This window comes from Delftia sp. Cs1-4, from assembly GCF_000214395.1.
Classification (GTDB): Bacteria; Pseudomonadota; Gammaproteobacteria; order Burkholderiales; family Burkholderiaceae_C; genus Comamonas; species Comamonas acidovorans.
On sequence record NC_015563.1, the window covers coordinates 5,825,364 to 5,847,703 of the forward strand.

The window sequence follows — 22,340 nt, forward strand, 5'->3', positions numbered from 1 at the left end:
GATGTTCCACAAGTGGGAGGAAGGCGGCCGCTGCGGCCGCCTTCCGGAATGGTTTACTGCACTCGCACCCAGGTCTGGGTGCGGCCGAAGGGGCCGATGGAGCCGCGCACCTCGAGCTTGGCGCCGCCCTCGATGGGCGTCAGGCGCAGCGTGTAGGTCTTGCCGTTTTCGGGGTCGAGGATCTTGCCGCCTTCCCAGACGTCCTTGCCCTCGGCCTTCTTGGCGCCGCGGATGATCTCCAGCCCCTTGAGCGGCTGGCCCTTGCGGTCATCAGAACACTCGGTGCAGGTGGCGGCCGGATCGGCGCCCTTGCGCAGGATCTGCTCGATGCGGCCCGTGACCACGCCGTCGTTCTCGGCCACGCGGATCTCGGACTTGGCCTCGCCGCTCTTGTCGTCCACGCTCTTCCACAGGCCCACGGGCGTCATCTGCGCCTGCGCTGCGGCAGCCGTGAGGCCCAGGACCATTGCTGCCAGTGCTTGATATGCCTTCATTTCAAACCCCTTTCGCCTAGAAAGGCGCGCGGGCCACGCTGATGCGCACAGCCCGCGCCCCATATTGGAGTGAAGCCGTTCAGGCCAGCGCCGCGTCCGTGTCCATCAGGGACTTGCTGCCCGCGCGGGCCGTGCGCATGAGCGTGGCGGTCTCGGGCAGCAGCTTGGCGAAGTAGAAACGCGCGGTCTGCAGCTTGGCCTGGTAGAACGGGTCCGTGTTGCCCTTGGCGATTTCGCGCAATGCCACCTGGGCCATGCGGGCGAAGAAGTAGCCGAACACCAGGTGGCCCGCCACACGCAGGTAGTCCACGGACGCGGCACCCACCTCGTCGGGGTTTTGCATGCCCTTGAAGCCGATCTCGGTGGTGAACTTGGTCATCTGGTCGCCCAGGTAGGCGATGGGGTTGATGAACTCGGCCATCTTCTCGTTGACGCCCTCTTCCTCCACCAGCTGCGCCACCAGCTTGCCGAACTTCTTGAGCGAAGCGCCCTGGTTGCCAAGCACCTTGCGGCCCAGCAGGTCCAGCGCCTGGATGCCGTTCGTGCCTTCATAGATCATGTTGATGCGCGCATCGCGCACGAACTGCTCCATGCCCCATTCGGTGATGAAGCCATGGCCGCCATAGACCTGCTGGCTCATGGTGGTGGCCGTCCAGCCGTTGTCGGTGATGAAGGCCTTGACGATGGGCGTCAGCAGCGCCACCAGCTCGGCGCTGTCCTTGCGCACCTTTTCGTCGGGGTGGTTGAACTCCTTGTCGATCAGGAAGGCGCAATAGGTCACCAGCGCGCGGCCGCCTTCGGCATAGGCCTTGGCCGTCAGCAGCATGCGGCGCACATCGGGGTGGACGATGATGGGATCGGCCGGCTTGTCCTTGGCCTTGGTGCCCGACAGGCTGCGCATCTGCAGGCGGTCCTTGGCATAGGCCAGGGCGTTCTGGTAGGCCACCTCGGTCAGGCCCAGCGACTGGTTGCCCACGCCCAGGCGGGCGGCATTCATCATCACGAACATGGCCTGCAGGCCCTTGTTCGGCTGGCCCACCAGGGTGCCGATGGCGCCGTCGATATTGATCTGTGCCGTGGCATTGCCGTGGATGCCCATCTTGTGCTCCAGCGCACCGCAGAAGATGGGGTTGCGCTCGCCCAGCGAACCATCGGCCTTGACCACGAACTTGGGCACCACGAACAGGCTGATGCCCTTGGAGCCGACCGGCGCATCGGGCAGGCGGGCCAGCACCAGGTGGACGATGTTGTCGGTGAAGTCGTGCTCGCCCGCGCTGATGAAGATCTTGTTGCCGGTGATCTTGTAGGTGCCCTCGGGCGCGCCGGCCACGGGCTCGGCCTTGGTGCGCAGCAGGCCCAGGTCGGTGCCGCAATGGGGCTCGGTCAGGCACATGGTGCCGGTCCACTCGCCGCTGGTCAGCTTGGGCAGGTACAGCTTCTTTTGCTCTTCCGTGCCGTGCACATGCAGGGCTTCATAGGCGCCGTGCGACAGGCCAGGGTACATGGTCCAGGCTTGGTTGGCGCTGTTGAGCATCTCGTACACCGCCGAGTTCACCGCAAAGGGCAGGCCCTGGCCGCCGTAGGCCGTGTCGCAGGACAGCGAAGGCCAGCCGCCTTCCACATACTTCTGGTAGGCCTCCTTGAAGCCCTTGGGCGTGGTGACCTCGTGGGTTTCCTTGTTCAGCACGCAGCCCTCTGCATCGCCGCTGATGTTCAGCGGAAACGTCACATTGGCCGCAAACTTGCCCGCCTCTTCGAGCACGGCATTGATGGTGTCGGCATCGACCTCGGCATGCGCCGTCATCTGCTGGTAGTCGTCCGTGACCTTGAACACCTCGTGCATGAGGAATTGCATGTCGCGCAGGGGCGGGTTGTAGCTGGGCATTTGTCTTCTCCTGTGATGGCGGGGTTTGCGGTGGATGCGGTGAAAACGGTGGAAGCGAAAAAATCAGGCCGGGCTGGCGTAGCGCGCCAGAATGCTCTCGAAGCCGTCGATGGCGCGCTGCATGGAGCCTTCGTTGCGCAGAAAGCGCGCCTCGTAATGCAGGGCCAGGATCAGGCCGTGGATCTCGAACAGCAGCTGGTTCTCGTCCAGGTCGGCACGCAGGTCGCCGCTTTCGCGGCACTGCACGATGGTGCGGCGCATGGCTGCGTGCCAGGTCTGGACCGAGGCCGTCAGCGCATCGCGCACCGGCCCCGTGCGGTCGTCGAACTCCACGGCGCCGCTGATATAGATGCAGCCCGAGTCCAGCTCGATCGAAGTGCGCTTCATCCAGTTGTCGAACAGCGCACGCAGACGCGCCACGCCGCGCGGCGCCTCCAGCGCGGGAAAGAACACTTCCTGCTCGAAACGGTCGTGGTACTCATGCACCACGGAAATCTGCAGCTCCTCGCGCGAGCCAAAATGCGCGAACACGCCCGACTTGCTCATGCCCGTCAGCTCGGCCAGAGCGCCGATGGACAGGCCCTCAAGGCCAATGTGCGTGGCCAGGTTGAGGGCAGCCTCCACAATGGTGGCCTTGGTCTGCTGCCCCTTGTGCAGCGCGCGGCGCGGCGCGGGCGCAGCGGCTTCGTGCACGGAAGAGCCCGCCTTGGGATCGGCCGTGGCGTCAGCGGTCAAACGGGTGGTGCGGCGTGGGGCGGAAACGCTGGACATGCAAAATTCTTGTTAAAACGAACGTTCGTGCTATTTTGCATGGAAAGCTTGTCGCGGCGAAGACATGCGGGGGAAAACACCTAGCTTGTGGGCAGGCGCAAAAAAGCCGGCAGGTGCCGGCTTGGTTGTTTGTCACGCCTCAGAGCAAGTCATGCCTCCACGGCAAATACCTTGATGCCCTTGAAGCGCATGTGGCGTTCGGGAGGAAGGTCGGAATTGACCATGGCTTCGGTCACTTCCCAGACCCGACTGTCCTCGAAGTGGACAGAGAAGCGGATGAAGCCCTTGGCCATGGAGGCCAGCACCACGCGCTCGCGGCCATCGCGCGACCGGATGGGCAGCCGGAAGCTGTCGTCCAGCGTCAGCACCTGATCGCCGGCCCGCAGTTCGGCAGCGAAGGCCAGCGTAGCACCCACCGGCACCGTCGCATCGGTGAAGTCCGGGGTGTGCACGAAGCCCTCCCTGTCGGCCGCGATACCGGTGATGACGATCTCCGGCAGCGCGGGTTCGGGCACCGGCTCGGGTGGCGCCTCATAGGGCAGCTCGACCCAGGCCAGCCCCGTGAAGTTGCTGCGCGGCCGGCCCGCTGTCTCGTGCGTCTGCATGTTGTCGGGCGGCAGTGTCGTCGTGCGCGAGCCGGGCGTAGTGGACATGCCTGCGTACCAGCCCCAGAGGTTGAATTCGTAGTTCATGCGGCACCCAGTTCGTAATAGAAGTCGCGGTCGTTGACGGTGTCGGAGATGAATGCATGGTCTGCATCTGCCCAGGGGATGGCATAGATCCCCTGGCCAGGGGCGAGCTCAAACATCCCGTTGGACGGGTCTATCAAGCTACTACGAGTTGCGATGGCAGGCAAAGCGCGCCAGGAAATGCCATCAATGGACGAGAAAATTCGAGTACGAATAATACCGGCCGTATCGCTAGTAGCGGCTCGCATATACATCACCCCATCTGCCGCAACGACCTGGATGATCCAGCTCCTAAATTCTTCCCCCTCTACGCCGCTTTCTAGCGACTGGCTAAATTGCTCAAAATCAATACCATTCTCAGTCATCACGGTGTATATCTGCCCCCCCTGCACGCCCACCATTACAAACTTTTTCCCAATGACTGCTGCACTTTGCATATAAGCACCAGATGGAAACTTTGATCGCTCGTTTGCAAATTTATTTGACAAAATGAACGACACCCCATCCAATGAGTAAGCTGCATTGTAAAATACATTGTTAATAATACTCAATGTGAAATAAATTTCACCATTGTGCAGCACATGACTCCATACCTCCCCTGATGGCATGGACGTGGCACTCCATGCCGTATCCAGGCCCGTCTTCGAACGAACCATGCTCGAAGACAAGGCGTAAAAATAGTCTCCTGCTCTTACAAACCTTGGCGTCGCAAGTGCATTTCTGAATGTCAAACCGTCATCAACACTGACATACCCCCCATATGAGGTGTACATACCTGATCGATATTGCGTACCAACGATCACAACCCCGCCCAGTTGAGCAATGGATGTAATAATTGAATTCTCTCCACCAGCCAACAAACGGTGGGTGAGAGTTTTCAAATCTGGAGTGGTATAAACATTTCCACCTTTAGCCAAAAAATACAGGCGCCCATTGTATAAACCCATGCTTGCAGAAAAATTTGCAGGAGAAACACTGCGAACTGGCTTGAATGCATTGGCAATATGCGCAGAGACACCAGAAATCTTGCGCTCCTCCCCGCTCCAAATACGCCGACGCATCAGCGCGGCAGGTTGGCCATAGATATTGTTGAAGGAAAGCATCAGATCCACCCAAGGGTTGCGGTTTGAGTAAATACGCGGTCGGCATAGCGCGAGTCCAGCGCCAGGTCGTCCTCGATTCCGGAAAACTTGCCTCCGTTGCGCCTGAGCACGGGCGTCAGCGCACCGGAGCGGTTGGTGACGCGCAGTTGCTCCTGCGGCGCGGACCCGGCCGGCATCAGGCATTCGCACTGCGGGTGCAGGACGATGTAGTGCATGCCGACGATCAGGTGATGGGGCCCTGCCGTTGTCAGCTCCTGCTGCGGCATGGACTGCGGTGAACCGGACAGCCGCCAGCCCGCGGGATCCTGGGCCGGGTCGAGCGCGCTGGCCGTGGTGCCGGCTGGTACGCGCCGATAGGTCAGCAGCGACTGGGGCGACCACACGGCGTCGCCCTGGGCGTAGCTGCCCGGCGCCCATCGGGAGGCACCGGCGACAATGGCAGCGTTCTGGGCGCTGGTCGCGGCGGCGGAGGCGGCGGCCTGCGCAGCGTTCTTGTTGCCCTCGACCGTCAGCATGGCCTGGGCCATTTCCGTCAGAAACGTCGTGAGCCAAGTCACCAGGCCCGCCGTCCAGTTACGAAAGCCCGTCAGCCAGTTCAGATAGACATCCGTCTTGACGTCGAAGACGTCCTGCGGGTCCGTGCGACGATTCGGGATCGCCACCGATTCCTCGGGTGCACTAGGTGGGGGTGTGAAGTTCATCGTCTTCCAGTCCTTCAATGGTTAGGTTGCAATCGGAGAAGCCATGGGCCACCAGAACCTGGTCGAAGCCCGTGATGTAGCCGTAGGTGGTGAGCACGCCGTAGCCGCGCGCACCTATCCAGACGACCGGTCTGGCGCGATACGCCAGGATTTCGTTGCGCACGCGCTCGTACTGCGTGCCGTGAACGAGGACCTGCAGCTTCAAGCGGTCGCTGTAGGCGCCGGGCTCGGCCATCCAGCCGCCCCAGTCGTCGCGCTTCTTGAGGCTCCAGTCGTCGAAGCTGACCGAGGGCCGCCACTGCGTGTTGCCCAGCCAGACGGCACGGCCGATGACGACTTCGGCGCAGCGCGCCTTGGCCCCCATGTTGGCGATGCGTATCGTGATGCTGGCCTGCGTGTAGGCCGGCAGTCCCGAGATGGACAGCTTGCGTTCGCGCTCTATGGGGTTGAAGAAGTAGCCCCAGTGCGAATTGCCCGAAGGGCGCAGCACCAGGCGCTGCCCGCTGTGGAACACCTCGCCGGCCACGGGGTCGGTCATCACCACCTCGACCGTGTGCGCCTGCAGGCCCAGCAGCTCGATGTCCGTGACCACGCGGCCGGGCTTGATGGTGACCTCGATAAGGTCATCGGCCTCGGTGTACGAGCCCAGGCTGGCATCGAACATGCGCAGCCGGTTTTCCACACCGCGCCTTTGCCACTTGCCTTCCGAACTGGCGGGGTCATTGCCGGTATTGCTGCCGGCCATGCTGCGCCAGATCACGCGCGAGGCGTCGATGATCTCGTCGTTGAGCGCATAGGCCTTGCTGGCGGACCAGGGCTGCAGGCCGCTTGCGGCGACGTTCGTGCTCATGTTGTCCAACGTGATAGGCAGGGGCGGCACAAATCCCATGCCGCGTGTGAATTCATCGTTCATGCGGTCTCCCTTTGCTTGACGCCGATGGCGTCGCTCTTGCGAGCCATCTTTTCGAGGCTTTGCAGCAGCACGATCTGCTGGCGCCCCAGGTCATAGGTCAGACGCTGCAGGGACTCGAGGGCCCTGTGCAGGTCGCCGCCCTGCATACCCTCCAGCAGGCGCCGCGTCTGCTGGGCGCTGTGGATCCGTGAAGGTCCGGTGAACTCGAGCTCGGGGCCGTTTTCCCCGACCAGGCGCAGGCCGCCGAAGTGCTCGCCACCCGAGGCGAAGCGCGGAATGCCGAACTGGTCCAACGCCGCCAGCACGTCGCGCTCCGAGTAGCCATACAGATAGGCAAGATCCAGCGCCGTGCCCCCCTGGGCCTTGATGTCATTGGCCAGTCCCACCAGGTCTCCGGTGCCGTCGTACTTATGGAAGGTTGGCGAGAGCGCATCGAGCTTCTTGACTCTCTCGGGATCCGTTTCGTAGTCGTAGATCGCGAAGCCATCACCGAGCACGGCAACAGGCATCTTGTACTTGCTGTGCACGGTGGAGCTGCCACCCCCACTTCCAGGACCTGGCCCAGGACCAAAGTCCGCACCCCCGCTGCCGCCACCGGAACCGCTTTCACCAGAACCAGCACCATCTCCGGTATCCGCTCCTTCCTTGAGCAGTGCCGCGCGGAATTCCGCCCATGCGAGATCGGACGACAGCAGCCGCGTGTCGATGCCACGCGCTATGTCCAGCGCCTCCTTCTCGGTCTTGAGCAGCCGCTCCAACGCATCGACCTGGCTTTTTTCCTGCTCCAGAATCAATTCATCGGCAGACAGCTGCTCGCCCGCCGCGTCATGCAGCACTTCGAGCTTGTTGGCCAGGATCAACTGCGCGGCCTCATAGTCCAGGCGCGAGCGGAAGTTGCCCGAGGAAATACCGCCGCGCGCAACCGAGACAGCCTCGCCGATGTCAGCCGATTCGGGCAGATAGCCCGTGCGCCGGTACGCAGCCAGTGCCTGGTCAATGACCTCGTTGGCTCTGGCCAAGGCCATGGCCTGGGTGCTCTCGATCTGGCCGCGCAGTTCGACGACATGCCCGCGCAAGGTGTCCATGAGGGCGCGCTCGGTATCCACGCGCTCCTGCGCGACATCGATGCGTGCCTGTATGGCCGAGCGCTCCGCATCGACGGAACGCTGCAGCAGGCTCCACGCCGCATCCGTATCGGCCTCGTTCTTTTTCTTCGCCTCCTGCGCCTGCTCCTCCTGCTTGCGCTTGGTTTCCTCCGCCTGTTTGGCCGAAGCCGCCGCAGCATCCTCGGACGTCTTGGTAACGGCCTTGAACGTGTCGTTGAGCTTGAGCAGCTCGGCAGCGGTCTCGGCCGAAGACTTGCCGGTGCCGCCGATATTGCCGATCAGCTTGTCCATACCGGCAGTGAAGTCGGCCAGCGACGTGCTGGTGTTCGCCAGGTTCTCGAGATCGGCCGCGAGTTTTCCGATATCGCCCGAACCTTCTCCCAGGGTGGTGCTGGCCCAGTCCTTGAAGGCACCAGTCTTGGCCATGTCCTTGAGGCCTTGCGTGCCCTGGACCTTGGAGATGGCGTCCTTCAATACCTTGGCATTTGCCTCCTCAGAGTTGGCTGCCTTGAGCTTGTCCTCCACCAGCTTGCGGAACCGGGCCTGGGCGTCGTCGGCATCCAGGTCGATGTCCACGCCCAGGTCCTTGAGCTTGCTGCCCATCTCGCGCTTGGCGATGGTCTTGCGCTCGTCCTCGCTGTAGAAATTCTGGTAGAAGCTGCCGGCGTTGGCATTCAGCGCCTCGATGCCGCCCGAAGCCTTGATCAGGGACTCGAAGGCCAGGTCGGTCAGGTCGGCAAAGCCCGTGATCTTCTTGCCCAGTTCCTCGAAGGAGCGGCCGATCAGGTCGATGGTCTGGAAGGCTGCCTGCAACGCCTCGATATTGGGTGCTTCGCCCAGCGAGTCCAGCGTGGTGCGCATCCAGCTGGGCAGGTCCGCCTTCTTGAGTTCGGACACCAGCAGGGAACCGGTCTGGCCCAGGAAAGCCTTGTAGGCCTCTTCCGGGTTGTTGCCCAGCGAGCGGTTCTCGAAGCCGGCCAGGATCATGCCGGTCGTCTTGTCGATGATCTTGGCGTAGCCGTAGGCGTCCTCGTCGGTGTACTTTCCGTTGGCGGCAAAGCCGCCCACCAAGTCAATGCCGCGCGCGCTACCCGTCGCGTATTTGCTGAGGGACCCATAGACCGAGGCCAGGCCATCCAGGCTGGTCTTGAGCTGCTTTTCGACGGCATCGCTGTGGCGCTGCGTCAGATCGTCATACCAGTCTCCGGCCGCACGGCCGAACAGCTGTTCGGCAGCCTTGTCGTTGCCGACGCCAGCGGTGCTGTAGGCGGCACCGGCGTGGTTGGGGCCGCGGGAGCCGAAAACATCGCTGCTGAGCAGCGAATACAGTGCCAAGCCCCCAGCGATCCATGGCATCGCAGCACCCAACCCCATTGCGCTACCCGCGGTTCCGGAGCCCAGCCCAGCGCCGATGGAGCTCGCACCTGCCCCGGAGGCAGTCAAGCCCAGCCCGCCTCCAGCCGTAAGGCCTAAACCGCCTCCAGCGGTCAACCCAAGACCTGATGCAGCTGCTGTCGAACCGCCGAAGCCAAGCCATCCCCCAACGGTTCCCGCCAGACTGCCCAGCATTCCGCCGCTGCCAGCCAGAGACAAAAAGTTGCCTGCGTTGCCGGCCAACCCGAGCAAGCCGCCTGAACCCGCCCCGCCGAGCCCCAGCGCCGCGCCAAGGTTGCCGATGAATCCTTGCAGTTGCGCTATCACAGGCATGACAAGCGGCCGCGCGAACGCCTTGTACATCTCATCGGCCACCGTGGCCTTGAACGTCGCGCTCAGGTTCTTGGTGAACGTGCGCCAGCCTTCCGTACCGTTGGCCAGCATGTCTGCGAAGCCCTTGCGGAACATCTCGTCCATCTGGTCAACGGACTTCTGGGTTTCCTGCATGCGGGTGCGCTCGGCGACATTGGCCTTGGCCTGGTTCGCAGCGGCCGTGGCGTCTTCCTTGAGCTTCTGGGCGGCAGCGGCATCCGTGGGATTCTTGGCCGCGATGTCTTGCAGCTTTTTCTGGAGATCTATCTCGATCCTGTACTGCGCCAGGGCAATCTCCCGATCGCGCTGCGACATGGCGGCCAGGGACTGCTCGAACTGGGTCGCCTCGTTGGCCTCCTTCACGCTTTGCGCGTACTCGGCCACCATGCGTGCCGAGTCGTTGTAGCCTTTGACCCTGGCGAGTTCGCGCGTGGCATCGGCCTCTTTGCCCACGACCTCGGCGACGTCCTTCGAGCATCGGACGCTCTCTTGCTTGGCTGCGTTGTCTTGCAGTTCCGCGATGGTCTTTTCAACCTGCTCCTGCCGCAGCTGTCCCAACGCATCGCCAGTCAAACCGATCGCGAGGGTCTCCTGCCGGGCGAGGTCCAGGTTCTTTTCGGCCAGTTCTGCCTTGGTCTGGTGTTCCTTTACGAGCTGCGCCACCTCCTGCTGCCTTTTCTGCAGTTCCTGATCGCGCTTGAGCTCCTCATTGTCCTGCTGCGTTCTGGCTGGCGCGGCCGGTGGTGCGTAGCTGACGATGCGGGGCACTGCAGGCTTCTCTTTCCTCTGCGCAGGCGCATCGGTTTTCTTGCTTTGCTCCTGCGGCTGCGGCTGTGGCTGTCCCACCAGCGGCGGATTGATGAACCCACGGCCGCCGCCTGCATTGCGCTGACCCTGTGCCGCCATCAATTCGCGCTGCACCTGCTGCAATTTTTCGACCAAGCGCTGGGCATCGTCATGGGCCGTGCGCACCCACACATTGCGCGATGTGGCTGCCCCCTTGGCCTGCAGCATCTCCAACTCAGCCCTGGCGCGCGGAAGCTCCTTGGCCAGATAGGCTGCCTTTTCCGCATTCGACTGGAAGGCCGTGCTGACATATTGCAAGCCCACCGCGCGCCCGGCGATGTTTCCCAGCCCGCTGCTGATCTGGCCCAGGAAGCCCGACCCGTTGTCACGAGCACGCGACATGGACTCCGAAAAGGCGTTCATGTCGTTGGCCGCTGCATTCATACCAAAGGAGATCATCTGGCTGATGCCGGAATCTCCCACGGCGGACTTGAGCTTGTCCCAGGCGTTGGCCATGCGTTGGGTGCCGGCATCCAGCCTGTCCGCCGCCTTGTCCGTCCCCTCTCCCAGGGAGCTTTGCAGCGCCTGCGAGAAACGGGGCAGAAAGTCCTGCGTCACGACCTCGCCGGTCTGCAGCATCTGGGAGAACCGCTCCTGTGTCACACCCAGGGCCTGAGCGCCGACCAGCGCCGCATCCGGGATATGTCCCAGTTTCTCGCTGAAGTCCGACGCGCCTATCGTCCCCTTGCCCATCAGGTCGAGTACGGCTGCCAACGAGGCATTGCCCTGCTCCACGGAAAGGCCCATGGCCGCGTTGGCCGAGGCAATCCCCGTGAAGATGGTCTGCACCTGCGCGCCTTCCAGCGCCGTACCCCGCGCCTTAGTGGCGAAGTCGGCGTAGGCCTGGCCGGTGGCATTGAGCTGCAGGCCCAGCCGATCGGCCAGGGCCGTGACATAGGCCAGTTCCTGCGCGCCCTTGCTGCCGGTGGCAAGGTCCAGCCGCGTACGCAGATTCTCTGTCTGGGCACTGGCCGTGTAGAGGGCCTCTCCCACCTTGGCCGCCGAACCCGCCACCTCCAGCAGGGCATTGGCGCGGCCTGCAATCTTGCCCATGGAAGTAGACAGGCTCTCGACATCGACGCTGGCACGCGCCGACACAAGTGCCGTGTCCGTTGAGGCACCTGCGAACTGCGACATGCCGGCATACGCCTGCTGCAGCTTGCCGTGGAGTTTGTCGAGCTCCTGGGAGAACTGGGCATTCTGCGCACGCAGCTCGCTCAGGCTGGGCATCTCGGCGATGCCTATGCTTTTGACCGCTGTACTCATGCTGATCTCTGTTCGGTATGCTTGACCGCTTGTGTTTGTCTTGAAAGGCCGGAGCCGAGGCCCCTATGCCTCAGCCCCGGTTGAGCTGGCGCAGCGCCTGCGCCTCCAGTACCTGCAACTGCGCGAAGACCTCGCCGCGCTGCGCAGCGGGCACCGCGTAGCGGCGCATCACGATCTCGGCCCCGGCGTAGTCCAGCCCGTCCCAGTGCCACTGGCCCCAGGGCGTGGCCGTCCTGCGCCACTGGGTGGAGCAGCCGAGGTACACGCTCCAGGCCATCGCATGCTCCGGCCACAGTTCGTAGTCCTCGGGGTGCAGGCGTTGCAGATCGCCGGGCACCATCCGGTCGGGGTCGATCCCCATCTGCGCGCACTGGGCGCGCAGCTCGTCGTCTACGAGATAGCGGTCTGCGCCGTCGAGGCCGAGGTGATGCCGGACAGCGCCACGGAGTTTTTTGTGGCGGCATCCCGCTGGTGCACGTTGAGTCCGTCGAACCAGGCCACGGCCATGGCCTGCTCCAGTCCCGGGTAGGCCTCCTCGGCCGCCAGGCGCTCGTCGCGGCTGTAGGGCACGGGTGTTCCTTCGTCGCCCAGCATCCCCTCCCAGCCCACAACCACTTCGTCGAGCAGCTCAGGGATGGTCATGCGACGTACCTCCTGCGAGCCATCGGGCTGCGTGGCGGGCTTGCCGACGACGATGAGTTCATTGATCTCGTCACGCCGCGCCTTGCCCAGGCGCTTGAACACGACGGCAAAGTGATGGGCTCCGAACCTGCCCTCATCGACGGGCAGGTACAGCGTTGCGGGAACGGAGATGGTGGGCTTGAGCCCGGAAATCTTGACGGCCATGGTGATCCTTGGATGTGTAGTTGTCAGGCAGGGAGGTGACGCGTCAGATCTCGATGGACCACTCGTCGTTGCCCGCGTCGGAGGGAATGAACGACAGAGGGATGGTGATCATCTGCACGCCATCGCTGTCGCTGTAGGTCGGCTTGCCGATCTGGGCGCGTGCGCTCTTGAAACTGACGGTGTTGGTGGCGCCGGGGCCGTGCTTGAGCGTGACGGGCACGATGGCGCTGGCACGCGCCAGGCCGATCCAGTCCTTGGTGGCCACGCTGGTGTTCTCGAAGGTGACGCTGCCCGTGGACTTGCGGTCCGTGATTTCCACGGTGTCCACGTTCATCAGGTCGCGCTTGACCACCTGGTTGCCGCACTTGAAGCTGAAGGCGCTGCAGGCCACCGCCAGGCCGTCGAGGGTCAGTTGGGTGTTGGTCTTGTTGACGCCCAGGGGAGCGACGAAGTCGCTGTAGTCCACTGCCGGCAGTGCCTCATCCACGGCGGGGACGAAGGAGCCCGTGAACTCGAACTTCCACTTGGGAATGGCCTTGGCATCGGTGCTGAACTCCACCTCGCCGCGTGCACCATGCATCTTGTAGAGGGTGCCGTCCACGTTGCCGTAGATGGTCACGCTCTGAATGCCGTCGGTCACGGGAGAGAAGACCGTCTTCACGCCAGTCTCGGTGCTGGCGCTGGCGGCACACGCACGCAACAGGTCGGTCACGCCGGGACGCTCACCCGCTGCGGCCACACCCGCGAATTCCACGGAGAACGCCACCTTCTGGTATTCGGTGACCAGGGTGCTGCCGCTGGAACCGAAGAAGGGACGGATGTTGTTGCGCTCGACCACATCGCCCTCGATGGGGGTGAGGGTCACGTCGCTGACCAGCATGGCATTGGCCGCCAGCGGCACGACGGCCGTGCCGACAACGGTTTCAACCAGGGCCAGGAGGGCCATCTTGCGCATGATCTTTGCTGCCATTTGGAAAATCCTTTGAAGAGATGAGGAGAGGTTTCGCGGCCTTTGGCGCCGTTCTCCAGCGCCGCAGACCACAGGGGTTGCGGGAAAGTTGCGGGTATCCGGTCTAGGCCCGGTTCGGTGGTGTGCAGGTCACAGGTAGCTCCAGGTTCTCAGTTGCAGGACAACGGAGTGGCAACGCACTCCCGCGAAATCCACAGGCTCGGCACGCATGACCTGCACGCCATCGGTGCTGTCGTCGCTGCCTGCCAGGGGGCCGGGCTGGCAAACGCCACCCAGGGTCGGATCGGCTCGCACCAGGGCGCGGAACTGCTCGACCAGGTCGTCCAGCAGCAACTCGCTGGCCTGGGCGTCGGCGATGGCCAGGTAGCCATGCAGCGTCCACTGGTGCACGCTTACCGTGCGGGCCGTGCTGCTGCCGTGCTCGGCCGTGCTGCTTCTGCGCAGCCACCAGCCGCGGACATGGGCCGTGCCTGCTGCAGGCGGCGTATACGTGAACAGGGCGGCCAGCTCGGCATCGCTGGCGGCATGGCGTTCGCGGTCCTGCACAACGCCGATCTGCGGCACCGAGGCCAGGACGGCCACGATGGCGTTGCGATGCTGGGCCAGTGCATTCATGAGCGCAGCACCGGAAAGGCCGCCGCCACACTCGCCGCAGCCTCGGCCACGATGGGCCGCAGATGAGCGGCAAAGAGCAGGAACAGTTGTGCGATGGCGTACATGGGTCACTCCGTTGGGGGACGCAGAAAAAGATGCGTCGTTGCGATGGAGTGACTGTGCCGAGGCAGGCAAAAATGAATAAGGCCTGCATATGCAGGCCCGATTTCAGCGTCCACAGGAGCGAGCCTTCTCAGGCGCAGCGGATCTGGATGCCAGGCACATGTGCCTTGGCCCGACACATCCCAACGGCCAGGCAAGCGCAAACGTCCTGCCGCTCGGGCAGGCACGGATGCACGAAAGAGGAGGACGAGAAAGGCTGGGAGAAGACGGAAGCGCGCAGGCTGGCCTCAGGCCCGCGGCAAAGTCTTTGGAGCGGTGCCGGGCGGCACGGCCCTGGGGCTAGAGCGTGTTATGCACTTTTAAGCGCCCGCGAAAGCCGGGAAAGAGGCCCGGAACGAGGCGCAGCACGCGCCGCGGTTGCCATACCGCAAGCGGGCTGCAACGAAGGGCCGGGCCTCTTTCCCGGCTTTCCCTTCGGGTTGGCTCTGCGCGCAGGCGCTCGCGGCGTTGCAGCGCTTGCCAAGGCATCAGCCTTGGCGGCGCACTGCGCCTTGCGATCACCAGCGCGCAGAGCCAACGCGGGTACTTAAAAGTGCATAACACGCTCTAGAGTTCTCCGCCGTGCCAGAGGACCCGGCCGCAGATGCGCAGCCGGTTGGCGGCTTCGCCTTCCAGAACCTGGGGCGGATAGGCGGGGTTGTAGCTGACGATGCGCACACCGCCCGTGCTGAAGTCGCGCTCCAGCAGCTTGACGTAGTTCTCGCCCTCCAGCTCGATCACATAGACACCATCCTGGGTCAGCGTATCGACCGAGGTGTTGACCAGCAGGATGTCGCCGTCGTTGATGCGGTCCGCCATGGATCTTCCACGGGCACGCACGATCTTGGCGTTGTGCCTGCCCAGTCCCTTGGACTGCAGCCAGGACGAACGGAAGGCGAAGCGGCCTATCACCTCGTCGGGGCCATTGACGGCCCCATGCCCTGCGCTGACGTGCGCATCGAGCATCTCGATCTGCGTGAACTCGTCTTCGGCCGCCCCACCATGCCGAGCCCCAGGCTTCGCTGCGCCCGTGCCGTTGAAATACTCCAGCGGCCGGCCCGCTCGCTGCGAGGCCCGCAGCAGTTGCCGTGCTGGCACTTCGCCGCGCTTGCGCCAAGTCCGCACCGTTTCAGGCTGCACCTCCATGCCCGCCATCCAGTCTGGTCCCAAGGCTTCAGCCATGCGCGCCAGTACCTCATCAACGTTGGATGTAAGCGCATCAGTCACAGGTTTTGCAGGCATGGCGAATCTTGACAGTGGTTCGTTATGGACCAAGAATATGGTTCAAATTGAACCGTTTCCTTTTGAACCAAGAGCGTACAGCCAAAATGCATTCCGAACACCATCCGGCACCTGCCTTCCAGGGCTTTCGGCCTGCTGCCCTGCCCCCCACCATCGGCATGCACACGCCCGCGTCAGCCGCCTCGCACCCGCACCATGGCACTTGCAGCGATCTACTTCCGCCCCTGCTGCAGGACTTCGAGCGCCTGATCGGACTGCAGCCCACGATGGCCCTGGTGCAGCGCTGGGGTGGACTGCGCATCTACGTTCCCACGCCGGACAAGGTCACAGCCGAGCATCCCTATGCGGCCACCATCGGCGTACAAGCCTTGCTCCAGCTCGCCCGTGAGTATGGCGGCCTGCCCCACTTCCAGCTGCCCAGGGCGGCGCGCGCACTGCAGGCACTGCGCAATCAGCGCATCGCCGCAGACTACGCCACGGACAAGACGGCCCGGCAATTGGCTGCCGAGCATGGGATTACGGAAGGCCAGGTGGGGCGCATCGTTGCGGCGCTGGGCGTGACAGCACCGGCCAGGCGACGGCGCAATCTCGTGGGCTGAGCACAGCCACCGCGACGAAGCAAGGCCCTGGTCGCAAAAAAAGCCACCGGCGCAAGCGGGTGGCTTTGCTGCAAAGCGGACCCTGGGGTCCGCTGGGCCATGTTCAGACCATCAAGGCCAGGCTGGCTTCCAGATGCTCGGTAGGCAGGCGGCGGAAACCCGAGCGCGCGTAGCGCTGCAGGCGGCCCAGCGCGAACGATGTCAGCACGCTGGCGGCCACCTGGGCATCGACCGTCGGGGCGGAAGAGCCCAGCGCACCGGCGGCGGGGCGCAGGCACTGGCGCAGCGTGGATTCGATGCGGTCGAAGAACTGGTTCATGCGGGCCTGCAGGCGCTCGTGCTCGAAGACGATGGCATCGCCCACCATGACGCGCACCATGCCGGGGTTGCGCTCGCCAAACTGCAGCACCAGGGAGATCACGCGGCTGGCCTGGCGCATTCCGTCCACTGCGGGCCGCTCTTCCTCCGGCACATCCCGACCGACGATCTGCTGCACCAGCGTGAAGACGGATTGCTCGATGAACTCGATCAGTCCTTCGAACATCTGGGCCTTGCTGGCGAAGTGGCGGTACAGGGCTGCCTCGCTGACGCCCAGATGGGCTGCCAGCGCTGCCGTGGTGATGCGTTCTGCGCCGGGCTTTTCCAGCATGGCCGCAAGCGCCTGCAGGATCTGCTCGCGCCGCTCCCCGGGTTTGGGGCGTTTGCGCGCTGGCGTAGGGGCGGAAGCGGAGGCGGCTTCGTCGGAAACGACATCAGCGCCAGGAGCGGATAAAGGCGACAGAACTTCAGACTCGGACATAAGCAGATCAACTATTTGTAAGTAATTCTCTCACAGCCCTCGGCGGCAACTCCGCACAAAGCTGTCCCCATGAGCGCAACCGTCAGGATCGCTTGCCTGTTGCTTGCGCTGCTATTGTTTCCGAGAGCACGGCCGGCATTTGCAATGGAAGCTCCAAGCGTACCAGCAGGCCCTTGCCCTGCGCTGCGGCGCCAAAGGCCAGAGTGCCCTGGTGCAGCAGGGCGATTTCTTCGGCAATGGCCAATCCCAGCCCCGTGCCATCGCCGGCCGCGCCCTGCGCGCGGTAAAAGCGCTGCGTGATCTGCGAGCGCTCGGCCTCGGGCACGCCGGGGCCGTCGTCCTCGATCTCCAGGAAGGCCCAGCCTTGCGGTTCATCCGCAGACTGCCCCGCGCCATGGTACATGCCGCAGCGCAGCGTGACGCTGCCGCCGGGGGGCGTGTACTTGATGGCGTTGTCCACGAGGTTGGAAACCAGTTCGCGCAGCAGCCAGCTGTGACCCCAGACACTGGCCGGAGCAACGTCAAGGCCGAAGTCCAGCCCCTTGGCGCTGGCCTGGTCGAAGAACATTTCCAGCATGCTTTCGCACAGGTCCTTGAGGTCCACCTTCTGCAGCGGCTGGACTTCGGCATTGCGGGCATCGGCACGTGACAGCGCCAGCAACTGGCGTGCCAGCTGCGAGGTTCGCCGCGTGGCATCGCGCAACTGCTCGATCTGCGTCACGCTGAGCACCACCTGGGCCTCGGTGCCCTTGCGCCGCGCCTCGGCCTGGGCAGCCTGCGCGCTCAGCGCCCAGGCCTCGACCTGGGCCTGCAAGGCCGCCAGCGGCGTGCGCAATTGATGGGCCGCATCGGCCACAAAGCGCCGCTGGCCTTCGGCCTGTGCGTTGACCAGTGCAAACAGGCGATTGAGCGAGCGCACCAGCGGACGGACTTCGGCCGGCGAGCTGTGCTCCGAGATGGGACTGAGGTCGCGCGGCGAGCGCCGCTCCACTGCCTGGGTCAGGGTCAGAAGCGGCCGGAAAGCCCGGCTGACCGACCAGTAGATGGCAATGCCGGCGCCGGCGATCAGCAACACGCTGGGCAGCAGCACATGCAGCAGCAACTGGCGCACCCATTGCTGGCGCACATCGCCGCCATCGGCCAGCACCAGCACCATTTCACCGGCGCCATAGGTTTCGGCGCGCATGACGGCCACGCGATAGGTCAGGCCGTCATGCTCCTGGCTGTGGAATTCGGCCAGCGGCGTGGAAGGCACGTCGAAGCGGATCCAGGTGTCGCCGGCAACGACATGGCCCTGCAGGTCACCTATGGCATATCCGACGTCGTCGCCGCGCTGGCGCAAGACGTCCTCGATGGCGGGCGTCAGCGCCACCAGGGGCGGCGTTCCCTCGGCGATCGACGGCGCCAGCACCGAATCAGCCAGCGCAGGCAGCAGGCGCAAAAGGCGCTGGTCATGCTGGGTGGAGGCTTCGTCTGCCGAGCGATAGCCGAACCAGCCGCCCATCAGCGCCAGCAGCGTCAGCGGCACCACCAGCAATACCAGCAGGCGAAGGCGCAGATTGGCTGTCATGGGCGGTCAGCGCCTGGGGCCATGCGCCATGTCCGCATCAGGCGGCGGTATGCGAGAGTTCCAGCCGATAGCCGAAGCCCCGGATGGAACGAAGCGCCACGCCATGCGGCTCCAGCTTGCTGCGCAGGCGAGAGACATAGACCTCGACCGCATTGGGCGTGATCTCGCGGTCCCAGCCCGTGAGCGCCTGCAGCAGCTTGTCCTTGCTGGCGGGCTTGGGCGCGTGGATCAGCAGGTACTCCAGCACGGTCCACTCGCGCGGGCCCAGATCGATGGGCAGCAGCTTTCCCTCGCTCTCATCGTCTTGCGCAGGCTGGCGCGCGCCGGCGCGGCGGCCTGCCGTGTCCAGCTCGATGGGACCGAAGCTCAGGACGGCCGATGTGGCTGCCTGCGAGCGGCGCAGCAGCGCGCGCAGCCGGGCCAGCAGTTCGGGAAGCTCGAAGGGCTTGACCATGTAGTCGTCGGCGCCCTGATCCAGGCCCTGCACGCGGTCCTGCAGCGCATCGCGCGCCGTCAGGATCAGCACGGGCATGGCCGAGCTCTCCACCGCGCTGCTGCGCAGGCGGCGTGTGAGTTCAAGCCCGTCGATGCCCGGCAGGCCGATGTCGATCACGGCCAGGTCGAAGGCTTCCTGGGCCAGCACCTCCAGGGCGCGCTCGGCACTGCCGACCCAGTCCACGGCATACCCCGCATCGGACAGCCCCAGCTTGATGCCGCTGGCCACCATCACATCGTCTTCCACAAGAAGCAAACGCATATCAAACCTAAAAAACAAAAGCCGCCCAAAGGCGGCTTGCAGCAAACCGGCCCAGGCCGTCAGACCACGCCCGGGCCATGCGCGATGGTAACGCGAACCGCAAAGTCCGCGCCATCGGGCCTCAATGGCTGCGGATCATGGTGCCGTAGGCCTGGTCGGTCAGGATTTCCAGCAGCATGGCATGCGGCACGCGGCCGTCGATGATGTGCACGGCATTGACGCCGGCCTTGGCGGCATCCAGGGCGCCGCTGATCTTGGGCAGCATGCCGCCCGAGATGGTGCCGTCGGCGAACAGGGCGTCGATCTCGCGTGCCGTGAGGTCGGTCAGCAGGCTGCCGGCCTTGTCCAGCACGCCGGGGGTGTTGGTCAGCAGCACGAGCTTTTCGGCCTGCAGCACGGTGGCCAGCTTGCTGGCGACCACGTCTGCGTTGATGTTGTAGCTCTCGTTTTCCTCGCCAAAGCCGATGGGGCTGATCACGGGGATGAAGGCGTCATCCTGCAGCGCGCGCACCACGCTGGGGTCGATGGAGACGATGTCGCCCACCTGGCCCACGTCGTACTCGATGTTCGGATCCTTGTTGTCGACCATCTTGAGCTTGCGTGCGCGGATCAGGCCACCATCGCGCCCTGTCAGGCCCACGGCCTTGCCACCGGCCTGGTGGATCAGGCCCACGATGTCCTGCTGCACCTCGCCGGCCAGCACCCATTCCACGACTTCCATGGTTTCCGCGTCGGTCACGCGCATGCCCTGGATGAACTCGCCCTTCTTGCCCAGGCGGTTGAGGGCCGTCTCGATCTGCGGCCCGCCGCCATGCACCACCACCGGATTCATGCCCACCAACTTCAGCAGCACCACGTCTTCCGCGAAGTCGGCCTGCAGGGCCGGATCGGTCATGGCGTTGCCGCCATACTTGATGACCATGGTCTTGCCATGGAACTTGCGGATGTAGGGCAGGGCCTGGGCGAGGATTTCGGCCTTGTCGCGGGGGGCAATCGAGAGGATATCGTTCATGGTGCTAGCCCTGGGGCGTGGAAGTAGTCAACAACAAGGCGGGCATTGTGCCGCAACTGCGCGGCAGTGTTGCATGCCCGGATGACGGAACGCCCACTGGCGCCCGGCCATCATCCATTGTTCTGCATCCAGCCCGGCAGCTTGAAGCGCACGATGGCCAGATAGGCGATCACATAGCTGACCACGAACAGCAGGCAAAAACCCACCAGAACGGGCGTGTTGCTCCAGAACAGCAATGCCGGCACCACGGTCAGCAGCGTGAACGCCCACAGGTAGGGCGAAGTCCGGTTATTGCGACGCAGCATGCGCCGTGCCAGATCGTCGTCGAACACGCCGCGCACGATGCGCCGGTAGATCAACTGGTGGAAATGCAGGGCATCCGCCATGCCCGGCGACATGCCGCGCATCAGCTTGCGGTAAATGGAAAACACCGTCTCCCAGACCGGATAGATCAGCAGCAGCATGGGAAACCATGGCGAGACTGCGGAATTGCGCTGCACCAGGGCAATGCTGGCCAGGGCAATCGCCAGTCCCCAGACATAGGCCCCGCCATCGCCTGCAAACATCATGCCGCGCGGGTAGTTCCAGACCAGGAAGCCGCAGGTGGCGGCGGCCAGCGTCACCAGCATGGCGGCCAGGGTCCGGTCCCCCACCTGCAGGGCTACGTGGGCCAGCGCCAGGCAGATGATGGTGGCCACCATGCCGGCCAGCCCGTTGTAGCCGTCGATGATGTTGAAGGCATGGGGCAGGCCCGTCAGGGCCAGGACGGCCAGGCCCATGCCCAGCCAGGGCATGGCCGGACCCAGTGCCTGTTCCAGCCAGGGCCAGCCGAGCCGGGGCACGGTGAGGCCGCACAGCAAAACCGCCAGCACGGCGCTCAGCAGGGTGAGCACCAGGCGGTAACGCACGCTCAGGCGCTGCGATACATCCTCGATGATCCCCCCGACCACGGCCGGCAGCATGGCGGCCAGGCACACGACAACCCACAGCTGCATGCGCAGCGAGGAAGGATCTCCGCGCATGCTCAGCCAGGTGCCCACCCCCCAGGAGACAGCCAGCCCGAGGTACATCGGCACGCCCCCAAGCCGGGGTACCTCGCCGATGTGAAAGCGCTGCGGCTTGTCGTATCCGTAAGAGGACGTCGAGGACCGCCCGGCCCAGCGCACCAGCAGTGCACAGCCGGTGCAAGACACCATGAAGGCCAATACCGCCATCCAGATCACGATGGCTCCCCATGCAGGCTGCGCAGCGAGGGCGCTGCCTGCGGCAAGGCTCGGGCCTTGCGGTAGGCCGGACGGCTCCACAGCCGCAGCAGGCTGGCCACGTGCCATGCGCCATGGCGCAGGCTGCGCCGGCTCGCCCTCTGGCCCGCATGGACGACAGGCAACTCACCGCGCCGAAGCTCTCCGCCCAGCACCCGCAGGCGAAGGCACAGATCCACATCCTCACAATACATATAGAAACCTTCGTCAAACCCACGCAGCCGCATCCAGCTATCCCGGCCCAGCACCAGGCAGGCCGCATTGACCCATTCCACACGCTGCTCCACACGCCCGTGCAGCTTGCGTCGCAGCAAATTCCAGAAAGATGGCAGCTCCCGCTCGAAATCCTGCAGCGTGCCGTCTTCGCCGATCTGCGGGGGATAGGCCAGGGCCAACCCCGGCCGGGCCGCCAGCGCCAGAAGCTCTTGCAGCGGCTCTTCCTGCGCTCCCCAGTACACGTCAGGATTGATCACGCAGACAAACGCCTCCCGGGCATTTGCCAGCGCCCGGTTGTGATTGCAGCCAAAACCCAGGGGTTGCGCATTGCGCCGGATCTCCAGGACAAAAGGCCAGCCGGTCGCTGGAGCCAGGGGCTCCGGTTCGGGAATATTGAGCGTCAGCACCACGCGGGACATCGGCGCAAGGCGCGCCGAACCCAGGCATTCAAGCAGCCTCTGTATATGAGCGCCATGTCCGTGGCTCACCACCGACACGACCAACGATGAACCCATCAATGCCGCCCTTCAGATCTTCAAATTCCAACCCGCATACCTGCGCCGAAAAAACGGCGGCTCCGAGTATTCAGCGGAAGGCGCCCGGAAGGCGTCAGCGGGTATGCCGTGATGCAAGGAAATGCAACAGCCGCACAAAATGTCATTAACCCGCCATGCCATGCAATCACTGCAGTGGCCGGGATTATGATGCGCGACAATCTGCCGCCCGGACTTCCGGGATTTTTTGCGCCTGGCGTGGGCGTGCTCCGCCGCTCTCTGCGGACCGGCCACGGT

At 64.2% G+C, this 22,340-nt stretch carries 20 protein-coding genes; 1 reads left to right on the forward strand and 19 read right to left on the reverse strand.

The features are described 5' to 3' along the window. Window positions 1-53: 53 nt before the first annotated feature. From DELCS14_RS25580 to DELCS14_RS25640, 13 genes are all read right to left on the reverse strand, one after another. Window positions 54-494 (reverse strand): DUF2147 domain-containing protein, encoded by a 441-nt coding sequence (locus tag DELCS14_RS25580; protein ID WP_012203268.1) that lies wholly within the window; start codon window positions 492-494, stop codon window positions 54-56. A 79-nt stretch (window positions 495-573) separates the two neighbouring features. Continuing rightward, a complete protein-coding gene (locus DELCS14_RS25585) occupies window positions 574-2,379 on the reverse strand; it encodes an acyl-CoA dehydrogenase C-terminal domain-containing protein (protein WP_012203267.1) in 1,806 nt (601 codons plus the stop codon). 63 nt (window positions 2,380-2,442) lie between these two features. Beyond that, a complete protein-coding gene (locus DELCS14_RS25590; protein ID WP_013804200.1) occupies window positions 2,443-3,150 on the reverse strand; it encodes a TetR/AcrR family transcriptional regulator in 708 nt (235 codons plus the stop codon). 149 nt (window positions 3,151-3,299) lie between these two features. After that, a complete protein-coding gene (locus tag DELCS14_RS25595) occupies window positions 3,300-3,842 on the reverse strand; it encodes a hypothetical protein (RefSeq protein ID WP_013804201.1) in 543 nt (180 codons plus the stop codon). Continuing rightward, the gene (locus DELCS14_RS30900; RefSeq protein WP_157158319.1) at window positions 3,839-4,942 is read right to left on the reverse strand and encodes a hypothetical protein; all 1,104 of its coding nucleotides are present in this window, start codon (window positions 4,940-4,942) and stop codon (window positions 3,839-3,841) included. The genes DELCS14_RS25595 and DELCS14_RS30900 overlap by 4 nt, the downstream gene beginning before the upstream one ends. Beyond that, on the reverse strand, window positions 4,942-5,643 hold the full coding sequence (locus DELCS14_RS25605; protein ID WP_013804202.1) for a hypothetical protein: 702 nt from the start codon (window positions 5,641-5,643) through the stop codon (window positions 4,942-4,944). Before DELCS14_RS25605 ends, DELCS14_RS30900 begins: the two co-directional genes overlap by 1 nt. Further along, on the reverse strand, window positions 5,621-6,556 hold the full coding sequence (locus DELCS14_RS25610) for a hypothetical protein (protein WP_013804203.1): 936 nt from the start codon (window positions 6,554-6,556) through the stop codon (window positions 5,621-5,623). The genes DELCS14_RS25605 and DELCS14_RS25610 overlap by 23 nt, the downstream gene beginning before the upstream one ends. Continuing rightward, entirely contained in the window at window positions 6,553-11,268 is a 4,716-nt protein-coding gene (locus DELCS14_RS25615; protein WP_228676819.1) for a tape measure protein, read from the reverse strand. The genes DELCS14_RS25610 and DELCS14_RS25615 overlap by 4 nt, the downstream gene beginning before the upstream one ends. Window positions 11,269-11,590: 322 nt before the next feature. Further along, complete coding sequence (locus DELCS14_RS25620) at window positions 11,591-11,881, reverse strand: DUF1799 domain-containing protein (protein ID WP_013804205.1); 291 nt, start codon at window positions 11,879-11,881, stop codon at window positions 11,591-11,593. A gap of 29 nt (window positions 11,882-11,910) precedes the next feature. After that, a complete protein-coding gene (locus DELCS14_RS25625) occupies window positions 11,911-12,366 on the reverse strand; it encodes a hypothetical protein (RefSeq protein ID WP_012203259.1) in 456 nt (151 codons plus the stop codon). Between the two features lie 43 nt (window positions 12,367-12,409). Beyond that, window positions 12,410-13,336, reverse strand: a complete 927-nt coding sequence (locus tag DELCS14_RS25630; protein WP_012203258.1) for a phage tail tube protein — start codon at window positions 13,334-13,336, stop codon at window positions 12,410-12,412. 129 nt (window positions 13,337-13,465) lie between these two features. Next, window positions 13,466-13,951: a hypothetical protein gene (locus tag DELCS14_RS25635; RefSeq protein ID WP_013804206.1), complete on the reverse strand. Its 486-nt coding sequence runs from the start codon at window positions 13,949-13,951 to the stop codon at window positions 13,466-13,468. A gap of 708 nt (window positions 13,952-14,659) precedes the next feature. Further along, window positions 14,660-15,274, reverse strand: a complete 615-nt coding sequence (locus tag DELCS14_RS25640) for a S24 family peptidase (RefSeq protein WP_013804208.1) — start codon at window positions 15,272-15,274, stop codon at window positions 14,660-14,662. Window positions 15,275-15,420: 146 nt separating this feature from the next. Between DELCS14_RS25640 and DELCS14_RS25645 the strand changes: the two genes are divergently transcribed. After that, on the forward strand, window positions 15,421-15,933 hold the full coding sequence (locus tag DELCS14_RS25645; protein ID WP_013804209.1) for a Mor transcription activator family protein: 513 nt from the start codon (window positions 15,421-15,423) through the stop codon (window positions 15,931-15,933). A 103-nt stretch (window positions 15,934-16,036) separates the two neighbouring features. On the opposite strand, the gene slmA is transcribed toward DELCS14_RS25645, so the two are convergent. From slmA to DELCS14_RS25675, 6 genes are all read right to left on the reverse strand, one after another. After that, window positions 16,037-16,732 (reverse strand): nucleoid occlusion factor SlmA, encoded by a 696-nt coding sequence (gene slmA / locus DELCS14_RS25650; RefSeq protein ID WP_012203254.1) that lies wholly within the window; start codon window positions 16,730-16,732, stop codon window positions 16,037-16,039. Between the two features lie 82 nt (window positions 16,733-16,814). Continuing rightward, on the reverse strand, window positions 16,815-18,302 hold the full coding sequence (locus DELCS14_RS25655; RefSeq protein WP_013804210.1) for a sensor histidine kinase: 1,488 nt from the start codon (window positions 18,300-18,302) through the stop codon (window positions 16,815-16,817). Between the two features lie 37 nt (window positions 18,303-18,339). After that, a complete protein-coding gene (locus DELCS14_RS25660; protein WP_012203252.1) occupies window positions 18,340-19,059 on the reverse strand; it encodes a response regulator transcription factor in 720 nt (239 codons plus the stop codon). Window positions 19,060-19,180: 121 nt separating this feature from the next. Next, window positions 19,181-20,071 carry an acetylglutamate kinase gene (argB, locus tag DELCS14_RS25665; protein WP_012203251.1) on the reverse strand — a complete coding sequence of 297 codons (891 nt, stop codon included), beginning with the start codon at window positions 20,069-20,071 and terminating at the stop codon, window positions 19,181-19,183. A 110-nt stretch (window positions 20,072-20,181) separates the two neighbouring features. Beyond that, a complete protein-coding gene (locus tag DELCS14_RS25670) occupies window positions 20,182-21,285 on the reverse strand; it encodes a glycosyltransferase (RefSeq protein ID WP_013804211.1) in 1,104 nt (367 codons plus the stop codon). A 5-nt stretch (window positions 21,286-21,290) separates the two neighbouring features. Next, window positions 21,291-22,064 carry a glycosyl transferase gene (locus DELCS14_RS25675; protein WP_013804212.1) on the reverse strand — a complete coding sequence of 258 codons (774 nt, stop codon included), beginning with the start codon at window positions 22,062-22,064 and terminating at the stop codon, window positions 21,291-21,293. Window positions 22,065-22,340 lie beyond the last annotated feature (276 nt).